The sequence below is a fragment of the Sutcliffiella horikoshii genome, from assembly GCF_020524325.1.
Taxonomy (GTDB): Bacteria; Bacillota; Bacilli; order Bacillales; family Bacillaceae_I; genus Sutcliffiella_A; species Sutcliffiella_A horikoshii_D.
In genome coordinates this window covers 1-1,376 of record NZ_JAIVKY010000026.1, presented here as the reverse complement: position 1 = coordinate 1,376, position 1,376 = coordinate 1, and the positions used below count along the sequence as shown (strand labels likewise).

The following is a 1,376-nucleotide window of genomic DNA, read 5'->3' as shown; positions in this document are numbered from 1 at the left end:
GGTCTTGTAAACTAAACTGTGTAAGTAAAAGAGCGTACGACTTTTACTTCGCAGTTTAGTTTTTTTCTTGTTAAAATTATTTTAACTAACTGGGGGGATGATCGGTATGACCAAGAAAGATCGTAATGCTAAAGCTAATGATTTAGCGAAACAAATCTTAGAGAATTACCAACCTGAATCGGTACAAGATATGCAAGAAGCTTTAAAAGATATTTTTGGCCCTATGTTTGAATCAATGCTAAAAGGTGAATTGAATCACCATTTAGGTTACGAATCTAATAGTAAACAGAAGAAAGATACACCTAATAGACGTAATGGTTATGGGAAGAAAACTCTTCAAACAAGCTCAGGAGAAGTAGATATACAGGTGCCACGTGATCGAGATGGCTCTTTTGAGCCTCTATTGATTCCAAAACGAAAAAAGAATATTTCTGAAATGGAAGATAAAGTGATTGCCATGTATGCACGAGGAATGTCTCAGCGAGATATCTCCTCTACCATTGAGGAAATTTACGGTTTTTCTATTTCGCACGAGATGGTCTCCGACATCACGGACAGTATTATTCCTGAACTTGAAGAATGGCAGCTTCGTCCGTTGCAGAGTTGTTACGCTTTTTTATTCGTTGACTGTATGTATACAACAATCCGAAATCATCATGAAACTAGGAAATATGCCGTCTATACTATCCTTGGTTATACGATGGAAGGAAAAAAAGACATTTTGGGAATATGGCTAAATGAAACAGAAAGTAAGCACAAGTGGATGCAAATCTTTGATGAAATTAAAGCCAGAGGTGTAGAAGATATCTTTTTCATTTCAATGGATGGAGTAAGTGGTTTAGAGGAAGGCGCAAAAGCCATTTTCCCTGAAGTATTGGTTCAACGTTGTATAGTACACTTAATTCGCAACTCTGTTCGTTATGTTCCAACTAAAGATTATCGATCATTTACTCAGTCACTGAAAACTTTGTATGGTGCCCCAAATTTGAAAACCTGCCAAAATGCTTTTGAGGTATTTGAAAAGCAATGGAATAAGTATCCTGGCGCTATTGAAGTTTGGAGAAGAAACTTCCACCATATAGAACAACTATTTGATTACGGCAGTGCGATTCGAAGAATCATGTACACCACAAATGCAGTAGAAAGCATCCACTCTAGCTTTAGAAAGGTCACCAAAAAAGGCGCCTTTCCCAACGAGTATGCTTTATTAAAGCTGCTCTTTTTACGTATTAAAGAATTAGAGAAGAAATGGGAAAAGGGCTTCGTCCAAAATTGGCCACAAGTGATGAACCAATTATTAATCAATGATAATCTTAAGGGAAGAGCTGTTAAGTACCTCGATTAAGAAAACTTACACAGTTTATTTGACACACCCT

General features: G+C 36.8%; 1 protein-coding gene. It reads left to right on the top strand.

Annotated features, from left to right (window positions below; genetic code table 11):
- Positions 1 to 106 precede the first annotated feature (106 nt).
- On the top strand, positions 107 to 1,345 hold the full coding sequence (locus LC091_RS20290; RefSeq protein ID WP_455685172.1) for an IS256 family transposase: 1,239 nt from the start codon (positions 107 to 109) through the stop codon (positions 1,343 to 1,345).
- Positions 1,346 to 1,376: the final 31 nt, after the last annotated feature.